Origin of the sequence: Achromobacter sp. K91 (assembly GCF_003576205.1) — a bacterium.
Taxonomy (GTDB): domain Bacteria; phylum Pseudomonadota; class Gammaproteobacteria; order Burkholderiales; family Burkholderiaceae_B; genus Achromobacter; species Achromobacter aegrifaciens.
In genome coordinates this window covers 136,904-154,653 of the sequence record NZ_QWFB01000031.1, presented here as the reverse complement: position 1 = coordinate 154,653, position 17,750 = coordinate 136,904, and the positions used below count along the sequence as shown (strand labels likewise).

Sequence of the window (17,750 nt, the reverse complement as noted above, 5' to 3'; positions counted from 1 at the left end):
TAGACCCGATACCAACACTGGAGACAAGACCATGAAGACTTCTAGATTGGCGGCGCTGCTGGGCGCCACCCTGCTGTCGGGCGCGGCGGCGCTGGCAAGCGCGGCGGACAAGCCCAAGGAACTGAACATCGGCATCTCGACCTATCTGTCTGGGTCGGCGTCCGTGTTCGGCGTGCCGGCCCGCGATGCGGCAGAGATCCTGATCCAGGACATCAACGCCAACGGCGGGATCGACGGCGTGAAGCTGGTGCCCAGCTACATCGACGAAGGCGGCGGCGGCGAAAAGCTGCTGTCTGAATACCGCCGCCTGGCCGAGGGCGGCACGCGCGTCATGCTGTCGGCTATCTCCAGCGGCCATTGCAACATCGTCGCGCCGGTGGCTGAAGACCTGAAGGTGCTGAACGTGCTGTGGGACTGCGGCACCGAGAAGGCGCTGGAAGGCAAGAAGTACAAGTACGTGGTGCGTACCCAGGCCAACGCCACCACCGAAATGGTCGCCCAGGTGCTGTACCTGATGAAGGTCAAACCCGACTTCAAGACCATCGCCATCGTCAACCAGGACTATGCCTGGGGCCGGGATTCGCGCGACATCTTCCTGGCCGCACTGAAGAAGTTCAAGCCAGACGTCAAGGTCGTGGCCGAGATGTTCCCCAAGTTCGGCGCGGCCGACTTCTCCACCGAGATCAGCCGTCTGCAGGCTTTGCGCCCGGACGTCATCGTTTCCACTTCGTGGGGCGGCGACCTGGACAACTTCGTGCGCCAGGCTTCGCAGCGCAACCTCTTCAAGAACTCGACTTTCGTGCTGTCGTTGGCCGAAAGCTCGCTTGAGCGCCTGGGCAATGCCTTGCCGGAAGGCGTGTATGTCGGCGCGCGTGGCGACCACTACTTCCTGCATCCGGAAACCAAGGACGATCCCCAGCACCAGGCATTCGTGAAGAAGTTCCACGACAAGACCGGCGCCTATCCCATCTATTCGGTCTATCACATGGTGCAAGCGATCCAGGGCCTGAAGGCGGGCTACGAGAAGGCGATCAAGGATAACGCCGGCGCCTGGCCCAGCCCCGAGCAGGTGGCTGCGGCAATGCATGACGTGACCTTCAAGGGCTACGGCCGCGAGGTGAAGATGCAGCGCGCCGACGGCCAGGGCCTGGAAGCGCAGTTGTTCGGTGTGACGAAGAAGAGCGACAAGTATCCGTTCAAGGTGCTGGCCGATATCACCATCGTCCCGGCTGAATTGGTGACTCCGGGCGTGTCGGACACGTCCATGGAATGGATCGACAAGAGCCTGACGCCCGATGTGCTGAAGAGCGATCAGATCAAGGTGTATTCGAACTGAGCAAGCAGGTGTGAGCTGGCATGGCCCCGGCGGGAAACCGCCGGGGTTTTTTTTTCACGATGGCTCCAGTACGCATGTCAACTCGTGCGCGCCAACCAAGGTGGACATGAAGGTCACGGTCCGGAAGACGATGGCGAGAGGTTCGGGCGCGGGTTCAGTCAGGACAACTTGGAGAACATGCGGCGTCTGCTCGAATCCCGCGGAACGCTGTTCTTCAAGAATGACTAGCCATAGTCGTGCATTCCCCGGCGTAGTGCCGCTGCTGCCAAACGGGGGAGGCTCGCCCGCGCGTCAGGCCATCTGTTCGAGCAGCACGCAGTTGCGGCCGGTCAGCTTGGCCTTATATAGCAATTCGTCGGCGCGGCGCGACAGGTTTTCCAGCGCTGCCGTATCGCTGCCGCGGGCGTGGGCCACGCCGAAACTGGCGGTCATGCTGAAGCTGGCGCCTGCGCCGGCACTGAGCCGCGTTTGCGCGATGCTCAGCCGCATGCGTTCCGCGATGTCCCGGACGCGGTCGGGGTTGCGGCTGCGGCACAGCACCGCGAACTCTTCGCCGCCCACGCGCGCGACCACGTCGGATTCGCGGAAGGTCTTGCGGCACAGATCGGCCACGGTCTTCAGCGCTTCGTCGCCTGTAGCGTGGCCGTGCGTGTCATTGATGGACTTGAAGTGGTCGATGTCGAACAGGATGAAGCCCAGACCGCTCTGCGGATCGTTGCGGATATCGTCCAGCGAAGCTTCCAGGCGCTTTTCGAAGGCGCGGCGGTTCAGCAGGCCGGTCAGGAAATCCGTTTCGGCCATGATGGCGAGGTCTTGAATCAGGCGGTCGCGTTCGAGTTCCAGCTTACGCACGGCGGTGGCGTTGTCGTTGAGCACGTTCAGCGCCTTGAACATGCCGTTGACTTCGCCCCGGTACTGGTCGGCGGGAATGGGTGGCACATCGCCGCCCTTCGCGATCGCGCCGATGATGTTGGTGGCGCGGACGAAAGGCCGGATGACGCGCTTGCGGAACATGGTCAGGCCGATTATCAACGCGGCCGTGAGCATCGCCGCGGCTGCCAGGGTGGTCAGCAGCACGCGGATCGCGGCCTGGCGGTTTTCTCCGATGCGCCGCTCCACTTCGTTGAGCATCAGGTCGCGAAACCGGACGATGGACTTCATGCGCGGCACATAGTTCGCGCCGAGTTCGTACATCGACACCAATGACTCCTCCGGCGCCCGTTCGGCAATGGCGCGCACGCTGTCGAGGTAGCTCATGCCATCGCCGAAGTACTGCTGCTGCAGTTCGCGGTAGGCGAGGGAGGATGCGTATCGCGGCATGCTGGCGATGTTGGCGTCGATCAGGGCGCGCAGTTCGTCGATGCGGCCGATCACGCGTTCTATCCTCAGCTGATCGCTGGCGGTCAGCGTGCGGCGCTTGCTGAGGGCCGGCGCGAACGTGGAGCCGACCAGTCCCGCCTGTTCGCGCAGTTCGCCGGCCAGCAGCGCCAGGGACAGCAGGTCGAAGTCTTCGCCCTGGTTCCGGGCGACCAGGCCGATGCCGTCGGACATCGCGGCGCGCAGTTCGGGAACCACCGCCACCATGTCGCCGACCACTGTCCACAGGTTGTGGCCGGACGTGTTGGCGCGGGGCGCGGCGATGGCCGCGTCGGCGCTGGCGCGGGCGTTCAACAGGGACTCGCGGATGCGCTGGATGTTGGTGAATTCGCGGGCGCCGTTGGGATTGAGAGGTGCGCGGTAGAGCGCAAGCAGGTCGGCGACTTGCGCATTGGTGCGCTGGCGGGCTTCGGCCAGCGCGCGCAGGATGTTTTCGGGGACCGGCAGGTCGGAGCCCAGCGCCGAGTTCATTGGGCCGCGTTCGGCGGATACCGCTTCCATCGTCATCAGGGTCGTGCGGACTACGATGAAGCCCCGCATGGCGTCGTCGGTGGCGGCCAGCGACCGCCAGTTCTGCTGCACCACGATCACGGTCAGCATGGAGACCGGCAGCGCTACGCCGGCTGCCAGTGTCAGGAAATACCTTTCAAGGGATTTGAGAGCAAAGACATTGCGGAACATGCGTAAACATCGGCTCGGAACAATGACTGGTGGCCGGAGGTTACTTGAAATGGGCCGCCCAATGCATGGTTTTCCCGCCACAGTCCGACGGAACGAAGTTTGTATCGCTTTAAGTCGTAAAGTCTCATTTGCCAGCGCATTGCATCACTCTATTGCGAGCGCTTTCATGGCTTCTTCCAAGCCGCGCGGCGGGCCCATCATGGCCGCGCGACGGGCAGCTTTTCCAGCGCGTCCTTGAAGTCGGGATACTCCTTCAGGAAATCCAGGCTGCGCCCGAACCGCTTCAGAAGTTGGTCGTCCACCGTCAGATTGAGCACGGTTGCGCCATCCCACAGCCTTGGGCGTTTTTTTACATGGATCAGCACCTTCTCCGTGAACTCGCGGTAGGAGTCGTGCGGCTCGCATTGGTCGTAGTCCGTGGCGACGCGTTGCGCCAGTCCGGCCTCCAGGCCGACCTGGCGCGCTTTCTCCTGCAGCCACGAGGCGGGCAGCGTCTGCAGGCTGCCGTCCCGGTAGCCGCCGCCGACGTCCGAATGGGCGCCGATGAACCAGCGCTGCTCGACCGGATGGTCGGCTGGACGCGGCTCGGAGTCAGCCAGCCGGGTCCACAGGGTAGGCGCATACGGTTCGCGGAATTCGTTGGTGGCGATGGCGTGATAGGCGTGATGGACGTGGTTGCTGAGTTCGGTGTCGTGGAAGTTGTAGAACCTGGAGAAACCCGGAAAAGGGATGCCGCCTACCGGTATGCCCAGGCTGCCGACCGTGTCCCAGACGCCGACGAAATGCACGTCGGTCTCGCGCGAGAAATTCACGCGGAAGGTCGCGGCTTCCAGCGAGGAGGGGATGCAGTCGTCGCGGTAGAGCGCATAGGCTTGCTCCACGTTGTTGTCGGAGGGATCGTTCAGCAGGCCGCATTTGCGCACCATGCCGGCCAGGCTGCGGGCGGAGTAGGCGCCACGGCTGAACCCGAACAGGAAGATGCGGTCGCGCGGTTGGTAGCGCTGGCAAAGCCAGCGGTAGCCCGTGCGGATATTGGCCGACAGTCCTGCCCCAAAGGCGCCGCCGGCGAACTTGTCGATGGCCGCCCACAGGCCCTGGCCCTGCGTGCCTACGCCTTCGATATAGAACGTCTCCTGCGTGGAGGTCTCGGGCGCCGCCTTGTAGAGTTCGTAGACGTTGGTGCGGTCATTGGGTTCGTTCCAGGTCCCGTCGAAGAATACGGCCAGATTCTTCACCATGATCGTTCTCCACAGATTGAGTCTTGCAATGAATCTGTTTGCTGGCATGGTCCGCGTCGTGCGCGACGGTAAGCTAGCACGGCGTTCGGACGCCGCCGGGTGCATGGTTTCCCTGCTGCATGGACGTACACCGCTTTTTTGACTAGCTAATTGGTCGCAATCCAGCGCGTTGTCTGGGTTCGCACGGCGGCGCGGGCGCAGGAGGAAAACTTCACTACATCAAAAGTAGCAATCCTCCAGGCAAGCGCGGGGAGGCCCGCACGCGTTGGCGGCCGCGCCGGGCATGGAGTATGTTGCGGGGCAGGGCGGCCGCGGGCCGCGTATCAACCGAGTAGATGTACATGGGACGTTTAGCCATATTGGGCGCCTTGCACGAAGAGATCGCCGACCTGCTGGCGGCGATGGATCCGGGCGCCGCCATTCACCGCATTGCCATGCGCGACTTCCACGTCGGCACCTTGTGGGGCACGCCTTGCGTGATTGCGTTGAGCCGGATTGGCAAGGTGGCCGCGGCTGCGACGGCATCCATCGTGATCCAGGAGTTCAAGGCGTCGCGGGTGGTCTTCACCGGACTGGCGGGCGGCTTGCATGAGGATGTGGCGGTGGGCGATGTGGTCGTGGCCAGTGCGTTGATGCAGCACGACATGGACGCGCGCCCGCTGTTTGGACAGCATGAGATTCCCCTGTTGGGGCGCGAACGCTTCGATGCGGATCCGGTCCTGAGCGAACGGCTGCTGGAAAGCGCGGGACAGTTCGTGCGCCAGGGCGGCTTGCCGGTGGGACCAGGCGGACAGCCGCCGCGGGTGCACCATGGGCTCATCGCCACCGGCGACGTCTTCGTCAACAGCAATGACTATGCGCACCAGCTACGCCAGCGCCTGCCCGATGCGCTCTGCCTGGAAATGGAAGGCGGGGCGATGGCGCAGGTCTGCTACGAATTCGGCGTGCCCTTCGCTGTGCTGAGGGTGATTTCGGATCAGGCCGATCATGCCGCGAAGGCGGACTTCACTGACTTCCTGGTGAACCTGGCGCGGGTCTACACCGCCGGCATCCTGGCGCCCCTGCTGAAGTCGGGCGCGCTGCGGGAAGCCTGAGGCCGGCGCTGGTCAGCGGCCGGTGTCGGGGTAGTTGGGGCCGGCGTCGTGGAAGCCGCCCTGGCTGTAGGGATTGACCGCGCCGGGATGGGGCGGGCCGCCATTGCCCTGCGCGCAACCGGCCAGGACCAGGGCCGTGGCCATGAGAGTAAGCAAGCGGATCAGGGCGGATTTCATGGTGGTCTCCTGCGCGTACCGCTGCTGCGGGGCGCTGCTGGTCTGTCTTCGTTATTTTACGCTTTGACGGCAGCGCCAGTCCTGATCTTGCGTTTGGTCTGCGGCGCCGCGCAGCGCTGCTGATAGGCCTGCACCGCTCGGGAATTCGCGGCCTGGAAGTAGGGGTGCGGATGACCGGCCTCGCGCAGCGCGTCGTACATGCGCCCGCCCCACACGCATTGGGCCTCGGCTTGTTTCCAAAGCCCAGTGGCCAGGCCTTTTTGGCCGTGGCGCCACAGCGCCAGGCCGTAATCGGCCACGATTTCCTCGTCGCGCGGAATCTCGCGGTAGGACTGCTTCAGCAGGTCCAGCCCGCCGTCGACCTCGCCCCTCAGGACGAGGATCCAGCCCAGCGTTCCCAGGTTGTAGGGAAGGGCGCCGGCCGTGGCTATCGATTTGTGCGCTTGCGCCTCGGCTTGCGCCAGGTAGTCGGGAAAATCCGCCAGATAGTAGGCGATGCTGTTGGCCCAGTCGGGATCGTCCCGCAGGGGGACGTCGGCCTGGCGCCGCTGCAATTCCAGCGCGTCTTCCAGCGCCAGGGCGGGCAGGCCCAGCAGGCGTTCCAGCTTGAATCTTGCGCGCAGCACGTCATGATCCACGGGCTCGGATCCTGAGCGGGCGCGTTCCAGCCATAGGCGCGCCAGGTCGGCGCGGCCGGCCATCAGCAGCAGGTTGGCCATGTCCAGCTGTTGCTGCGGCTCTGCGCCGCAGGCGGCGGTATCCACCAGTTGCAGCGCGCCCTCGGCATCGCCCTGGCTGAACTTGCGGTTGATGGCGTCCAGCTCGTCGAAGCAGCGGCGGTTCTCTGCCGCATTGGCCTCGACCGAGATCGAAAGGGAGGCCGCCGGCCGGGCGTGGCTGAAGTAGGCGGTATTGCCCTGCGCGGTGCTGTACCCAAGGTCTACCCATTGCTCACCCCAGCGCACATGCATGGTGGTGATGTAAGGCCACCCCCCCAGCGGACCATTATCCCCGCCGCTCTGCAGCTGGAAAACACTGCCCCAGGCGCCGCTCCCTATGCGCCGGATCAAGGTGAAGTCTTCGGCGGAATGCGCCTCGCGGGTCCAGATCCAGGCGCTGCGGCCCAGCGCGTCGGTGACGCCGTGCACGATGCCGTCGTGGTCGGGCGTACCCTCGATGGCCTTGTCCTCGCCTGTCAGGAACAGGCGGTATGGCGTATTGGGAGCGATGCCGCCGCCGCGGCTGTTGTCCAGCCTCAGGATCAGGTAGCGGCCATGTTCACCCTTGCCGTACTGCGGCATGCCTTGGGGCGGCGTCGCGGGCGTGTTGCGGGTGGCGGCTTTCCGGGAGGACGAGCCGGCGGAGGCATATGCCGGCAAAGCCGCCAGGGCAAGCGCGAGCGCGCCGGACAACAGCAACGGGTACAGCCTGGATTGCGGAAGCGTCATGGGTGCTGCTTGAGGTCTGAGCGGTGGAGCCTGAGAGACAGGCGGCATTCTCTCAGAGAACGCGGCGCGTCGCTGCCTGGCGAGCAATCGCGCCGGACGGTGCGTATCGGATGCAGCGGGATTCCTCCTGTGGCATTCTTGCGCCCGCACCCCGCCGCCGCACGCGGCGCATTCCCGTTCCATGATGCCGAAATTCTTCCTGCGGTTCTGTGATTTCCTGCTGCTCTCTGCTGCGGCGGCGCTGTTCGGCGCTTGCCTGACTTCAGTGCTGAAGACCGATGCCTACGGCTGGATGATTCCGGATGCGCCGTTCATGTACGGGCCGTTCGACTTCTACGTCGATGCCGCCTTGGCGGGGCTGGCCGGCCTGCTGGCGCTGGCGCTGGCCGAGCGCGCGGCGCGGGTGCGCCGTTCGGCCGCATGGCGGGCCGCGGCGACGTTGGCCGCCGCGCTGGTTGCGCTCTATCTGGCGCCGCCCGAGGCCCAGGTGTTCGGCAACACCTGGGCGCCTGGCGAGGCCACGATGGAATTGTTCGTGGCGCAGTGGCGCATGGTGCTGCCTATTGCGTTCGCCGTGCTGGCGCTGCGCCTGGGATTGAGGCGCCTGCTTGCGCGGTCCGGGGTCTAGCCCTGCTCCAGCCGGTAGAACTGCTGGCTTGCGATCAGCGTGGCGCCGCAGGATGTCTTCATGCCTTCCAGCGCGGTGCGTCGGTCCGAACTGACGGCGGCCGCGCCTTCGACGATGGTATGCGTGCCGCTGCACTTGGGGCAGGTGACGCGGTCGCCCAGCCGGGCCATGGGCTGGCCGAAGATCATTACTGTTTCGTCGCCCGTGACGACCACTCCGCCATGCGAGGTGCGGTCGCCCTTGCGTATCACCGATAGCTGCGCCATGGCTGCCTGTTGCCCTGTCAGTTTGGTTATGTGTGCTTACAGATAGGTGCCGTCCGGCGCCTGCCGCGGCGTGCCGGTGACGAAGCTGCCGTCGGGCGCCATGCGCACCGGACCGTCGCCGCCCAGATAGCGGCCGTCAGGCGCGCGCTGCGGCTTGCCGGCAACGTAAGTGCCATCCGGCGCGCGGGTGATGGGTCCGCCGTCGCCGACGTAGGTGCCGTCGGGGCAACGGCGCGGCTTGCCAATGATGAAGCGGCCGTCGGGCATCATGTGGAATGACTTGTTCATCGCGCATCCTTGTCCTGGGGAACCCGCATGATATCCAGGGTCCGTGATGCGTTTTGTAATAGGACGTGTCATCTTCAAACGTGCCGTCGTTACAGATATGGGAGGATCGGTCCTCTTGTCGCTGCCCGCCGCTGGCCCGGCGGCCGCGATCCTGCCATCCGACCAGATCTATATGAGCGATATCGACACATTGCTGCAGCCCATTGTGGGCGAGGCGCCCTGCGGCGTCGACATGGTGTTTTCAGCCGAATTTGACGCCATCCGCGAAGCCCGCCGCCACGATGATCCGAACCTGGACCAGGGCGACTGGGTTATCGACATCAAGGAGGCCGACTGGCCGGAAGTCATCCGCATTTGCACCACGGTGCTGCGCGAACAGAGCAAGGACGTGCGCGTGGCCGCCTGGCTGGCCGAGGCCTGGGCCAAGACGCGCGGCTTCGCCGGCCTGCGCGACGGCTATCTGCTGGTGGACGGCCTGTGCCGCCACTACTGGGACGGCCTGCATCCCGTTCCGGACGAGGGCGACGTGCAGCAGCGCGTGGGCAACCTGGCCTGGCTGCTGGCACGCTCGCAACAGCTGATCCGCGAGCTGCCGCTGACCCAGTCGGAGGGCGGGCGCTATGGCGCGGCGCTGTGGGACAGCGCCTCGCAACTGGCCAACGCGGTCAAGCGCGCGCCACAGAACGCGGCCGAGATCACGCGCGGCAAGCTCACGCTGGACCAGTTCGACGCGGCGCGGCGCGACACGCCGCCCGCTTTCTATTCCGAACTGGAAGGCAATCTGCAAAGCTGCTTCGCGGCGCTGGATACGCTGGAACAGACCCTGGCGCAACGCCTGGGCGACGAGGGCCCGGCCTTCTCGCCGGTGCGCGACGCGCTGCGCGACGTGACCGAGCTGACCCGCCGCTTCGCCCGCGACGCCGGGCTGCTGGTGCGCGCGGATACCGCGGCGCCGGCCGCTCCCACCGCTGCGCCCGCAGCTGCCCGGATGGAGCCGACCTTGTCCGCTGCCGACCCTGTTTCCGCCGCGCCCGCAGCCGCGCGCGGCCCGCTGCAAACGCGCGAGCAGGCGCTGGCGCAGCTGCGCGAAGTGGCGGAGTTCTTCCGCCGCACCGAGCCTCACAGCCCCGTGGCCTATCTGGCCGACAAGGCCGCCAGCTGGGGCGAGATGTCGCTGCACCTGTGGCTGCGCACCGTCCTCAAGAACGGCGATGCGCTGTCCGGCCTGGAAGAGCTGCTGGGCGTGCCCAAGCCGCCGGACCACAACGGCTGAACGCAAAGTCACTGTTTGCACAAGCCGGCCCGCGCGGGCCGGCCAAGCGCCAGGCGCCTAGCGGCTGGCGCGGAACTCGATGCGGCGGTTCTTGGCGCGGCCTTCGGCCGTGGCGTTGGTGGCGACCGGCTGGTCAGGCCCCGCGCCCAGCGTCTCAAAGCGCGCGGGCGGCAGGCCCTTGTCCACCAGGTAGGTTTTGACGGCATCGGCGCGCGCCTGGCTCAGCGCCAGGTTGGTGCTGCGGCTGCCGGAGCTGTCGGTGTGGCCGATGATCTGCACCTTGTCGCTATGCAGCTTGGGCACCACGTCCGCCACCTTGTCCAGCAGCTCGCGGCCGCGCGCGGTGAGCGTGGCGCTGCCGGTCTCGAATTCCACCACACGGTTGGTCAGTACCTGGTCCAGCAAGCCCTGTTCGTCCTTGCTGGCGGATACGCGCAGGCCGTTGACGATCTTGTAGGTGGGATTGAGCGAGGTCGCGAAGGCGCTGGCGATCTGCTGGCGCGAGGCTTCATTCTGCACCTCGCCGCGCAGGCGGATCTGGGTGCCGTCGATCTCCAGCTGGCCGCGGTTGATCTGTTTCAATGGCTGGCCGATGAGCTTGCCGACGTGCTCCGACCAGTTCGGCGGCGCGACCACGCCGCCCACATCGATCTGGTCGATCACGTTGCCCACGCCATACACCTGCTGCAGCCGGGCCAGCACATCGGCCTTGGCGGCTTCGTCCGGCACGGCGCCGCTGGCCACGACCTGGCCGGGCTGGGGGATGACGTTGGCGGGCACCACCGTGGCCGCGTCCTGGGCTGCGGCCGTGCAGGCATACAGCGCCGCCATGAGCATGAAGGAAAGGCGCATGGTCAGGCTCCGGTAAAGACTTCAAGAAAGGTGTCGAGCGCCAGGCGCAAGGACAGGCGCGGCTGGTCCAGATAGCTGGACAGCTTGGCCAGGCCGTGGCTGGCCGATACGTGGTTGCGGACCCAGGGCGCGTCCTCCAGCACGATGTGCTGTTCGGCATACGCCTGCGGCGTGGACAGCAGGCTGGCCAGCGTCTGCGGCGAGGCGCCGCGGAAATCCACGGCCAGCCGGTGCTTGCCGGCGATGCGGCCGATGAAGAGGGTGATCTCGAAGTCCGCGCGCGACAGGAAGGGCGAGATCAGCGTCATCCAATAGGCGGCCACCAGGTTGATGTAGAGCGGATCGTCCGGCAGCGGCAGCGACAGTCCCTTGTCCAGCTGCGAGGAGCCGCTGGACATCACCGGCTCCAGCAGGATGCCCAGCGCCAGGATGATGTCGTGCACGCGCGCGGCGTGGCCGTTGCCGCGCAGCATCGCCTCCAGCCGCTCCACGGTCTGCAGGTCGACGAAGGCGTCGAAGCCGTCGTCGGCCGCTGTGCGGATTTCGCCTTCCAGTTCGTTGAGCGTTTGCAGCGCCGAGGCGGGATCGCCGTCCTGCATCAGCAGGGCAGCGGCGCCGCTCATGCGGTTCCACATGCGGCTGAAGGCAATGGGGCTGCGGGCAATGAAGGCCAACGGCTTCTGCACTTCCACCGAGGTGGCGGAAAGGAAAGGGTAGCGGCGGCCCGACAGGTCCTGGCTGGGCTGCAGATGCCCCGCGATGGCCAGTTTGCCGCGCGACCCCAGGATGGCGAACGGCATGGGCTCGGCTTCGTCGTAAAGCGCCTTCCAGTGCGGTTCCTGCGCCAACATCTCCATGGTGCTGGCGACCCAGGCATCCAGCGTGGCCATCAGCTGCGGATGTGAAGTGTTCTTCACGAAATCACCGCGGCTGGGAATCTTGCCGAAGTAGGCCGTGCGGAACAAGGGGGACTGCGGGCTGCTCATTGCGGCGCTCCGGGTTGCGTCTGGGCGGAGGATTCGGGAGAGGCGCCGATCACGGACGAGGGCAGGCGCAGGTTGCGCAGGCCCTGGCTGCCGCCGGGCTCGCTGCCGCCGGCGCCGGGCGCCTGGGCGTTGCTGATGATGCGCAGCTTCACCGGCACCGTCACGTTGGATTTGCCCCAACTCATGTTGAAGCTGCCGTCGGCGTTGGCGGTGCGCTGGGCCGTGGAGATCAGGCGTTCCAGGCCGAAGCGGCCGGGTTCGTTGACGATCTCGACCACGCTGCCGTCGAAGGTGGTGGCGGTGATGCGCGCGCCGGGGGCGCCCTGGGCGTTGGGCCACACGAAATTGACCCACTGCGGCGGGGTATTGCGGTAGCGCAGCTGCTGGCCGTCGATCTCGATGGTGTACTCGGTCACGCCGGCCGCGGGCTTGGGCTGGATCTGGAACAGCGTCTGCGGCTGGCTGGCCGCGCCGCTGCCGGCCGCGCCTCCCGAGAGCGGCGCCACCCACTGCGCGAAATTGGCCGTGAAGGTGGGCTGCAGGCTCACGCCCATGTCGCCCCAGGTGCGTGCCGTGAGGATGTCGCCGCGGCGCACCGTCAGCGGACCCAGCGTGTCGTTGACGTACTTGGCGATGCTGCCCTGCGGGCCGAACACCTGGCCGATCTCATCGCTGCTGGCTTCGACGCTGGCGCGGCTGGCAAAGGGGTACTTCTCCGCCAGGGTCTGGTTGAACGGGCGGTAGACCTGCGCGTTCCAGACCTTGTTCAACTCGGATTCCGCCGGCTGCATGGTCACGGCGTAGGCCTGGATCAGCGGGCGCACCAGCAACGGGCGCAGGGTCTCGCGTTGCGTCGCCGACATGCCTGCCAGCATCTGCTCGTCCACCAGCTTCAGCGCGTCGGCCAGTTCCGAGTCCTTGCCTTCCAGCGTCTGGCGCATCAGCGTCAGCGCGCCGGGGCCGGGATCGCCCTGGTTGTTCAGCAGGTTGAAGCGGGTGCGGATCTTGGACAGCGCGCCCATGTAGTTGCCCAGCAGCGACTGGTTGTCGCGCGTGACCACCAGGCGCGCCACGTCGGAGAATTCGCGTCCCACCGGACCCATTGGAATCGCCTCGCCATTGGCGGCGGTGGCGGGCGCGGCGGACGGCGGCGTCTGGCGCAGGATGACGCGCTTGAACCAGCCGACCACGCCGCTCTGGGCCTGCTGCAGCCCGGCGTTGATCAGCGAAGGGTTGTCCCAGGAGGTTTGCTCATAGGTGGTATTGATGAGCTTGGCGATGGGCGAGGTCTGCGGATCGCCCAGGCGGTTCATCGCGCCCACCGATTGCTCGAAGCTGGTGAAGGGCTTGATCGTCACGCCGCGCAGGAATTTCTGCCACTCCTCGGCGTACTCGGTCTTGTACATCGTCGCCAGGCTTTTCTGGATCTGCTCCGGGCTGCCTTCCAGCGTCAGGTCGTCGCGCGCGTTCACGCCCAGCACCCAGTCGCTGGTCTGCACTTCCTTCTTGGCGGCCTCACCAATGGCGGGCTGAATGTACTGTTCCCAGGCTTCGCGCGTGAACGTGCCGGGGATGGCGTAGCTGCCGGCGACCACGCCCGCGTCGTTCTCGCCCACGATGCGCGCCACCGTCATGGCCTGGAAGCGCGTCGCGGCGCGCGCCTTGAGCGTGGCATAGGCGCGTTCGCGCGCCGGCATGCCCTGCATCACGGCGCGCAGGCTGCCGCGGGTCTTTTCGACCAGCGCCAGATTGGTGTCGATCTGCGGCCAGCCTTCGTCCTGCGCGCGGCCGACATAGAACGAAATCAGCCGCTCGGCGCTGCGGATCAACTGGTCGCGCGGCATGGCGCCGCGGTTGGTTTCCAGCCAGCCGCGCCAGAAGCGCGTGATCTGGTCGGACAGGTGCGTGGGGTCCACGTGCTGATGGTTGGCCATCATCAGGTAGGTCTTGAGCGCGTTGTAGGCGTCGTCCGCGTTGGTGGGCGAGGCGTCCTGGAACAGCGTGTCGCCATTGCCCGCGTGCGCGGCGCGGGCCTGCTGCGGCGCCGGTTGCGGCGCGTTGCCGCTGGCTGCTGCGGCGGAAGTGTCGACCTTGGCCAGGAAGTCTTCCAGGCTGGCCTTCACCGGCGTCAGCATGAACTGGCGCGCGCCGTTGTAGTACTCGGCCAGCAACCGCTCCTTCAGCACATCGCCCTGGTACAGGCCCAGCCCCAGGGACCACGGACGGCTGGAGGAATAGCGATCCAGCTGTTCGATGCGGTCCTGCAGGATTTCCATTGCTTCGAGCCTGCTTTGCAGGTCGGTGCGCTCGCTTTGCAGGCGCACCACCTTGTCCAGGTCGGCTTGCACGTTCTGCGCCAGTTGCCGGTTGCCCAGGTAGGACCAGCTCCAGCCGCCCAGTACCAGCCCCAGCGCCAGCACCAGGCCGAAGAAGGCCAGGTAGCGCATGCGCGTCTTGGCGGGACTGGCGTGCTGGCGCACCAGTTTCTTGTCCGCGAAGATCACGCTGGAGAACAGGTCGCGCAGGAAGAAGCCATTGTTGGAGGTGACGCTGCGCGACTGCGCGCGCGCGGCGGGACGCAGTTCGAAGCGTTCGGCCAGGCGCTCGGTGGAAGTGCTTTGCGTGATGCCTTCCTGCAGCGCGCTGGTGAAGTAGAAGCCGCGGAACACCGGTTTGTACTGGAACGGATTGGTCTCGAACAGCGTGGACAGGAACGTGCGCAGCGCCGGCTTGATGCCGGCGAATTCCAGCGGGAACGTCAGCAGGCCTGGCGGCAGGTCGCGACTGTTGCGCAGGGAGATCTGCGCCGTGCCCATTTCCTTCAGGCCTTCATACAGTTCGTCGAAGCGGCTGTCGAACAGCGCCAGCACGTCGCGGTTTTCCTCGGCGCCGTAGGGCAGGGTCGCGCCCCAGACACGGTCGCGCTCGCTCTGGTCGCTGTCGGAGAAGAACTCGCTGAAGCCCGAGATCAGGTCGGCCTTGGTGAAGATGATGTAGACCGGCGCGAACACTTCCAGGCGGTCGGTCAGCTCCTGCACGCGCTGGCGCAGGTTCTTGGCCAGGTTGATCGCGAACTCCGGACCCGCGCCCGTCAGCTCGTCGATGCTGGCGGCCACGATGATGCCGTTGATGGGCGCCTTGGGACGGTGCCGCTTGAGCAGGTCCAGGAAGCCCATCCATTCGTTGCGGTCCTCTTCATGCACCGAGTAGCGTCCGGCGGTGTCCAGCAGGATGCCTTCGGTGGTGAAGAACCAGTCGCAGTTGCGCGTGCCGCCCACGCCGCGGACCGCCGCGCCGTTCTTGTCCGCAAAGGGGAACTGCAGGCCGGAATTGATCACGGCGCTGCTCTTGCCGGCCGCGGGGTTGCCGATGACGATGTACCAGGGCAGCTCGTACAGGGCCTCGTTGCCCGAGGTCTGGCCGATCTTCGAGGTCTTGATGGTGCGCACCGCCTGGGTCAGCCGCGTGCGCAGCGCTTCCACGTCGTTGCGGTTGGCGGCGGCGCCCGTCTGCACCTGCTGCTCCAGCATGTCGCCCAGGTTCTTGTTGGCCTTGCGGGTACGCCGCCGGCGCCACAGATAGGCGCACAGCCACAGCAGCACGCATACGCCCAGGGCGATGCCCGCCCAGACCAGGCCGATCTCCACCGTGTCGGCGAACAGGAACAGGAAGACCACCAGGGCCAGCAGCCCGAGCGCCATGAAGGTGCGCGGATTGGCCAGCGCGCGCGAGGACCAATGTCGGCCTTCGCTGATGGCGCGGGAGGCGCCGGATAGGAGATCGGAGGGGCTGCGCATGGTTTGAACTATGTTCTTGTGGGTCAGGCGGGAAGGGTTTCGGAAGGCGACACCAGCGCCAGCGTCCGCAGCGCCGGGTCCTGGGTCATGAGGGCGAGCACGGGCGCGCCGGCCTGGGCGCAGGCGGCGCCCGCGACGGCCACGGTCAGCAGATGCGCGGCCGCGCCGGTATGGCCGCAGCCGGAACCTACTGCCAGGCAGTCCTGGTTGGGGTCCAGCGCCGGAAACAGCGCAGCAGCCAGGCCGGCGGTCTCCAGCGGGCGGCTGCCGCGGTGGTCGGCATCGCTGATCAGCGCGACCACGCCATCGGCGGGTTGGCCTTGTTCGGCCAGGAATTGCGTGGCCAACTCGGTCACGCGTGGCTCATGCAGCGCGCCGCGCGCGTCGGCGTCGACCGCGCGCTGTGTTTGTGCGGACAGGGTCAGGGTCAGCGCGGAGTCGCTGCGTGCGGGCTCGCCGCCAGGCGCATGGGCGCCCAGGTCCAGTAACAGGCCCGCCGCGGCTTCGCCAGGCACCTGGCCTTGGGGATTGGCGTTCGACATGAGTCGGCCGGCGGCGTCCCATTGCTCGACGCGCGTCGCATCGATGTGGGAGTCGGCGACAGCAACCAGGCGTAGCGTGGCGCTGCGCGCGGTCAGGGGTTCCTGCGCCAGCTGGCGCAGCAGTCCATCGCTGGTGAGCGCGTCTGGCGCGGCGTGCAGGCGCGGGATCATGCGGCTGGCAGGCCACGCCGCCGCCGCGAGTGCCTGGTCCACGGCATGGTCGCGCACGGCGTCGGACCAGTCGGCGGGCAGCAGCAGTTCCAGCTGCAGCAGCGGCCATGCTTCGTCATGTTGCGGTTCGCCTTGCTTCAGCACGATGGCGCGCGCTTCCAGCGCCAGCGCCTCCACCACCTCTGCCAGCAGGGCGGTTGCGCGCACGCGTTCTTCTTCGAGCGCGGCGGCCGGGGCGCGGGCCTCGCGCGCCGCGGCGCGCAGCGCATCGGTATCGAGCTGCGGCGCGCGCGCGCTGAAGACAGGAAAGCCTTGCGTGTTCTTGAAGGAAGGGTCCAGATCCGGACGCTGCTGCGCGGCCAGTGCGGCATGGATCGCGATGGCCTCGCTGCCTACGGCGGCGCTGGCAGCGCTGGCCAGCACGCGCAGACTCGCGGCCTGGGGAGCGGGTTCGGCGGTCTGGGCGGCGTCGTCCTGCGCGGGCTGCGCCGGCGCGGCGCGGGCCTCGCGGCGCGCACGCACGATGCGCGCGCCGCTCCAGGCGGCGGCGATCAACGCCAGCGGCAGCGCGAACAGATAAAGGCCGATGTCCACGCCCGTAGGCAGCGTGCGCGACTCCTGCCACCAGATGATGACGGCGAGCCAGACCACGCCGAAGACGAGGGCCAGCAACAGCCCGGTTTTGAGTATGCGGCTCATGGATGCGATATGACGCTTTCGGAGTTGATCATTGCGCGGCTCCGCCATTGCGCCGCATGACGCCGGGGCGGCGCAGCTCGGTGTGGCCGAAGTCCATCATCTTCCAGCGGCCGCCCCAGGTCAGGCCGACGCGCTCGGCGGTTTCGCCGAACAGTTCGTAGCCGCGCATGGCCCAGGGATCCTTTTCGGACACGACCACCTTGCCGTCGCGCAGGAAGGCGCTGTCCGCGGCCAGGCCGAACTGGTGATAGCTCTGGTAGGCGCCGGCATTGGTCACGTGCGAGCCCATCTTGGCAAGCTCCGCCTGGCGGTCGGGGCTGCGATAGCCTTCGATCAGCACCATCTCGTAGCCGTGCTCTTCACGCATCACGCGGTACGCGGCCAGCAGGCGCTGGCGGTAATCGGCGTCCAGCAGGTTCCAGTCGCGGCTGGCGCCGCCCAGGTTGGGACGCACCAATTCCACTTCGCGCGTGGTGAACGCTTCGGGCGGCAGCGGAGGCGGCGGGACCAGCCTTTCGCCGGTCAGCAAAGCCTGGATGCGAGGGTCCGGGCCCGCGGTCCGATCCTCGTAAACAAATGTGTGATTGTGTCGCATGACGAAAGCGAAAAGTGACGGAAGCAACACAACCAGCAGGCCCGCAGCGATGTGCCAGCGGTATGCCGAAAACGCGCCGCCAGCCTTTCCAAAGCCCGTGCGCAGCGCCTGCGCGGAGTCGCCCATCGCCCCTCCTGCGTGTCCCGCGCCGCGCGCCATGCCCTGGCGTACTCCCTGTGCAAGCGCGCGCGCTCCCCTTGCCGTGGCCTCCCGCAAGGACGGAAAGACAAGCAACGCGGAAACGCCGATGGCGAGCAGAAAGTAGAGAGGCAGCAGGAGAAGCAAGGAGGTCCCTCAGTTAC

15 protein-coding genes are annotated in these 17,750 nt (G+C 66.7%); 4 read left to right on the top strand and 11 right to left on the bottom strand.

Going from position 1 to position 17,750, the window contains the following annotated elements; translation table 11 throughout:
- Positions 1–31 precede the first annotated feature (31 nt).
- A complete protein-coding gene (locus DXK93_RS14110) occupies positions 32–1,336 on the top strand; it encodes an ABC transporter substrate-binding protein (protein WP_054452060.1) in 1,305 nt (434 codons plus the stop codon).
- 291 nt (positions 1,337–1,627) lie between these two features.
- Here the strand turns inward: DXK93_RS14110 and DXK93_RS14105 are convergent, their stop codons facing one another.
- Both DXK93_RS14105 and DXK93_RS14100 read right to left on the bottom strand, forming a co-directional pair.
- Positions 1,628–3,394: a diguanylate cyclase gene (locus DXK93_RS14105; protein WP_119450366.1), complete on the bottom strand. Its 1,767-nt coding sequence runs from the start codon at positions 3,392–3,394 to the stop codon at positions 1,628–1,630.
- A gap of 197 nt (positions 3,395–3,591) precedes the next feature.
- Positions 3,592–4,632, bottom strand: coding sequence for a DUF2235 domain-containing protein (locus DXK93_RS14100; protein ID WP_119450365.1), 1,041 nt, complete (start codon positions 4,630–4,632; stop codon positions 3,592–3,594).
- Between the two features lie 341 nt (positions 4,633–4,973).
- Between DXK93_RS14100 and DXK93_RS14095 the strand changes: the two genes are divergently transcribed.
- Positions 4,974–5,726, top strand: coding sequence for a 5'-methylthioadenosine/adenosylhomocysteine nucleosidase (locus tag DXK93_RS14095; protein ID WP_054452337.1), 753 nt, complete (start codon positions 4,974–4,976; stop codon positions 5,724–5,726).
- Between the two features lie 12 nt (positions 5,727–5,738).
- On the opposite strand, the gene DXK93_RS32135 is transcribed toward DXK93_RS14095, so the two are convergent.
- The gene (locus tag DXK93_RS32135) at positions 5,739–5,903 is read right to left on the bottom strand and encodes a hypothetical protein (protein WP_166738255.1); all 165 of its coding nucleotides are present in this window, start codon (positions 5,901–5,903) and stop codon (positions 5,739–5,741) included.
- 56 nt (positions 5,904–5,959) lie between these two features.
- On the bottom strand, positions 5,960–7,351 hold the full coding sequence (locus DXK93_RS14090; RefSeq protein ID WP_233564550.1) for a tetratricopeptide repeat protein: 1,392 nt from the start codon (positions 7,349–7,351) through the stop codon (positions 5,960–5,962).
- 181 nt (positions 7,352–7,532) lie between these two features.
- Here DXK93_RS14090 and DXK93_RS14085 point away from each other — a divergent pair, with 181 nt between their 5' ends.
- Positions 7,533–7,979 (top strand): hypothetical protein, encoded by a 447-nt coding sequence (locus DXK93_RS14085; protein ID WP_225590388.1) that lies wholly within the window; start codon positions 7,533–7,535, stop codon positions 7,977–7,979.
- Here DXK93_RS14085 and DXK93_RS14080 read toward each other — a convergent pair.
- On the bottom strand, positions 7,976–8,245 hold the full coding sequence (locus DXK93_RS14080; RefSeq protein WP_042795237.1) for a PAAR domain-containing protein: 270 nt from the start codon (positions 8,243–8,245) through the stop codon (positions 7,976–7,978). The genes DXK93_RS14085 and DXK93_RS14080 overlap by 4 nt on opposite strands.
- A gap of 36 nt (positions 8,246–8,281) precedes the next feature.
- Positions 8,282–8,533 carry a hypothetical protein gene (locus tag DXK93_RS14075; RefSeq protein WP_054452057.1) on the bottom strand — a complete coding sequence of 84 codons (252 nt, stop codon included), beginning with the start codon at positions 8,531–8,533 and terminating at the stop codon, positions 8,282–8,284.
- Between the two features lie 172 nt (positions 8,534–8,705).
- On the opposite strand from DXK93_RS14075, the gene tssA reads away from it, so the two are divergent.
- On the top strand, positions 8,706–9,806 hold the full coding sequence (gene tssA / locus DXK93_RS14070; protein WP_119450486.1) for a type VI secretion system protein TssA: 1,101 nt from the start codon (positions 8,706–8,708) through the stop codon (positions 9,804–9,806).
- A 57-nt stretch (positions 9,807–9,863) separates the two neighbouring features.
- On the opposite strand, the gene DXK93_RS14065 is transcribed toward tssA, so the two are convergent.
- The 5 genes from DXK93_RS14065 to DXK93_RS14045 form a co-directional block, all read right to left on the bottom strand.
- Positions 9,864–10,658 carry an OmpA family protein gene (locus tag DXK93_RS14065; protein ID WP_119450364.1) on the bottom strand — a complete coding sequence of 265 codons (795 nt, stop codon included), beginning with the start codon at positions 10,656–10,658 and terminating at the stop codon, positions 9,864–9,866.
- Positions 10,659–10,660: 2 nt separating this feature from the next.
- Positions 10,661–11,644 (bottom strand): type VI secretion system-associated protein TagF, encoded by a 984-nt coding sequence (gene tagF, locus DXK93_RS14060; RefSeq protein WP_054452055.1) that lies wholly within the window; start codon positions 11,642–11,644, stop codon positions 10,661–10,663.
- Complete coding sequence (gene tssM / locus DXK93_RS14055) at positions 11,641–15,345, bottom strand: type VI secretion system membrane subunit TssM (protein WP_054452329.1); 3,705 nt, start codon at positions 15,343–15,345, stop codon at positions 11,641–11,643. The genes tagF and tssM overlap by 4 nt, the downstream gene beginning before the upstream one ends.
- A gap of 119 nt (positions 15,346–15,464) precedes the next feature.
- Positions 15,465–16,853, bottom strand: coding sequence for a hypothetical protein (locus DXK93_RS14050; protein WP_119450363.1), 1,389 nt, complete (start codon positions 16,851–16,853; stop codon positions 15,465–15,467).
- Positions 16,854–16,881: 28 nt separating this feature from the next.
- The gene (locus DXK93_RS14045; RefSeq protein ID WP_119450362.1) at positions 16,882–17,733 is read right to left on the bottom strand and encodes a M15 family metallopeptidase; all 852 of its coding nucleotides are present in this window, start codon (positions 17,731–17,733) and stop codon (positions 16,882–16,884) included.
- Between the last annotated feature and the right edge of the window lie 17 nt (positions 17,734–17,750).

Excerpts from the sequence above, each read along its gene's own strand:
- DXK93_RS14110 (WP_054452060.1), top strand. The coding sequence starts at position 32 with ATGAAGACTTCTAGATTGGCGGCGCTGCTGGGCGCCACCCTGCTGTCG.
- DXK93_RS14105 (WP_119450366.1), bottom strand. The coding sequence starts at position 3,394 with ATGTTCCGCAATGTCTTTGCTCTCAAATCCCTTGAAAGGTATTTCCTG.
- DXK93_RS14100 (WP_119450365.1), bottom strand. The coding sequence starts at position 4,632 with ATGGTGAAGAATCTGGCCGTATTCTTCGACGGGACCTGGAACGAACCC.
- DXK93_RS14095 (WP_054452337.1), top strand. The coding sequence starts at position 4,974 with ATGGGACGTTTAGCCATATTGGGCGCCTTGCACGAAGAGATCGCCGAC.
- DXK93_RS32135 (WP_166738255.1), bottom strand. The coding sequence starts at position 5,903 with ATGAAATCCGCCCTGATCCGCTTGCTTACTCTCATGGCCACGGCCCTG.
- DXK93_RS14090 (WP_233564550.1), bottom strand. The coding sequence starts at position 7,351 with ATGACGCTTCCGCAATCCAGGCTGTACCCGTTGCTGTTGTCCGGCGCG.
- DXK93_RS14085 (WP_225590388.1), top strand. The coding sequence starts at position 7,533 with ATGATGCCGAAATTCTTCCTGCGGTTCTGTGATTTCCTGCTGCTCTCT.
- DXK93_RS14080 (WP_042795237.1), bottom strand. The coding sequence starts at position 8,245 with ATGGCGCAGCTATCGGTGATACGCAAGGGCGACCGCACCTCGCATGGC.
- DXK93_RS14075 (WP_054452057.1), bottom strand. The coding sequence starts at position 8,533 with ATGAACAAGTCATTCCACATGATGCCCGACGGCCGCTTCATCATTGGC.
- tssA (WP_119450486.1), top strand. The coding sequence starts at position 8,706 with ATGAGCGATATCGACACATTGCTGCAGCCCATTGTGGGCGAGGCGCCC.
- DXK93_RS14065 (WP_119450364.1), bottom strand. The coding sequence starts at position 10,658 with ATGCGCCTTTCCTTCATGCTCATGGCGGCGCTGTATGCCTGCACGGCC.
- tagF (WP_054452055.1), bottom strand. The coding sequence starts at position 11,644 with ATGAGCAGCCCGCAGTCCCCCTTGTTCCGCACGGCCTACTTCGGCAAG.
- tssM (WP_054452329.1), bottom strand. The coding sequence starts at position 15,345 with ATGGCGCTCGGGCTGCTGGCCCTGGTGGTCTTCCTGTTCCTGTTCGCC.
- DXK93_RS14050 (WP_119450363.1), bottom strand. The coding sequence starts at position 16,853 with ATGAGCCGCATACTCAAAACCGGGCTGTTGCTGGCCCTCGTCTTCGGC.